The organism is Frankia sp. CoBUL1 (assembly GCF_978021245.1).
On the sequence record NZ_CDXDOS010000154.1, the window covers coordinates 1 to 1,739 of the forward strand.

Annotated in this window: 1 protein-coding gene and 2 pseudogenes; all 3 read left to right on the forward strand. The window is 68.7% G+C overall.

Translation table 11 applies throughout. The features are described from left to right. Positions 1-27: 27 nt before the first annotated feature. The 3 genes and pseudogenes from AC08OX_RS12000 to AC08OX_RS12010 all read left to right on the forward strand — a co-directional run bounded on the left by AC08OX_RS12000 (position 28) and on the right by AC08OX_RS12010 (position 1,632). Positions 28-599 (forward strand): annotated as a pseudogene (locus tag AC08OX_RS12000) (IS607 family transposase). Beyond that, a pseudogene (locus AC08OX_RS12005) lies at positions 596-727 on the forward strand (helix-turn-helix domain-containing protein); the annotation flags it as partial. The pseudogenes AC08OX_RS12000 and AC08OX_RS12005, both read left to right, overlap by 4 nt. A 188-nt stretch (positions 728-915) precedes the next feature. After that, positions 916-1,632, forward strand: a complete 717-nt coding sequence (locus tag AC08OX_RS12010; RefSeq protein ID WP_476607897.1) for an ATP-dependent Clp protease proteolytic subunit — start codon at positions 916-918, stop codon at positions 1,630-1,632. The last annotated feature ends 107 nt before the right edge of the window (positions 1,633-1,739 follow it).

Below are 1,739 nucleotides of genomic sequence, written 5' to 3' on the forward strand. Positions count from 1 at the left end.
TGTCTGATGGCGCCGTATAGTGGCCGTGTGAACCTTAAGGAGTGGGCCGCTGCGAACGGTGTTGGGTACACCACGGCACGCCGCTGGTACCGCGACGGCCTCCTCCCGGTCCCTGCCCGCAAGGCCGGCGGGCTGGTGATCGTCGACGAACCTGCCGCCCCTGTCCGGCAGGTTGCCGCCGTGGTGTACGCGCGGGTGTCGTCAGCGGACCAGTGTTTCGATCTGTCCGGCAGGTTGCCCGCGTCGCGACGTGGTGTGGCGAAAACGGTGTCACGGTCGGTCGGGTCGTTACCGAGGCCGGTTTCGCATTCAACGGTCACCGGGGGAAGTTCCTTGGCCTGCTGCGGGACCCGGACGTGTCGACGATCGTCGTGGAGCACCGGGACCGGTGTGCCCGGGTCGGCGCCGAGTATGTCGAGGCCGCACTGTCCGCGCAGGGCCGAGGCCTGCTCATTGTCGACTCCGCGGAGGTGGACGGCGACCTTATCCGGGGCGTCACCGAGATCCTGACGTCGCTGTGCGCCCGACTGTATGGTCGTCGCGCCGCAGCCAGCCGGGCCGCCCGTGCGGTCGCCGTCGCCATGGAGACGGACGGATGAAGCCTTTCCAGGCGTACCGGTTCGCTCTCGATCCAAACACCGTCCGGCTTGCCGCCCTGCGCCGGCATGCCGGCGCAGGGCGGTTCGCCTACAACTGGGGTCTGGTCCGGGTGAAAGGCGAGGCGGCATAAGCCCCGCTATCAGGCGCTCTTATGCAACGGAAGGCCGCTGGAGTCGTTCCACGGGACGTTGCGTCTGCCGTGAGCAGATATGCCGCCAGCAGATCAGCGTCGTGGGCGCGGATTTCTCGGCAACGCTGGTGACGCCGGCCCATCGTGCTCGCACCCATTCCCGACGGCCGGCGGGAGGACGCACCATGATCGGATCTTTTTCGCGCCTCACGCAGGCCGGGCCGGGGAGTCCGCGCCGGGCTACCGTGCAGGCCGCCGCATCCGGGCTCGGCTCCGCGGACGACCAGGTGTTCAGCCGGCTCCTCGAGAACCGGATCGTGTTCCTTGGTTCCGTGGTCGAGGACGCGGTGGCCAACGCGATCAGCGCCAAGCTGCTGCTGCTCGCCGCCGAGGATCCCGCGGCCGACATCTACCTCTACATCAATTCGCCGGGTGGCTCGGTGTCCGCCGGCATGGCGATTTATGACACGATGCAGTACGTCGGAAACGACGTGGCGACGGTCGCGCTGGGCCTCGCCGGTTCGATGGGGCAGTTCCTGCTCTGCGCCGGCACGGCGGGTAAGCGCTATGCGCTGCCCTATGCCCGGATCATGATGCACCAGCCGCACGGTGGCATCGGCGGCACCGCTGCCGACATCTCCATCCAGGCCGAGCAGATGCTGTACACCAAGCGCACGCTGCAGGAGCGAATCGCCTTCCACACCGGGCAGACCGTCGAGCAGATCGAGACCGACTCCGACCGGGACCGGTGGTTCACGGCCGAGGAGGCCAAGGAGTACGGCCTCGTCGATCATGTGGTTGTCCGGGCGGATCAGGTACCCAGTGTGGTCAGTGGAGCGGGCATGGGTTTGCGGTGGGCGGGCCGCGCCGGTTTCGGCCCCGGCGGCGGGAGCGGGCGATGACCGGGCGGCCTCCCGCCGCGAGCGGGATCATGCTGGGTGGCGGTGCGCCGAGGGCCCGTCACGTCCTGCCGAACATCGTGGAACGGACCTCCCGCGGCGAGTACTCG

Excerpts from the sequence above, each read along its gene's own strand:
- AC08OX_RS12010 (WP_476607897.1), top strand. The coding sequence starts at position 916 with ATGATCGGATCTTTTTCGCGCCTCACGCAGGCCGGGCCGGGGAGTCCG.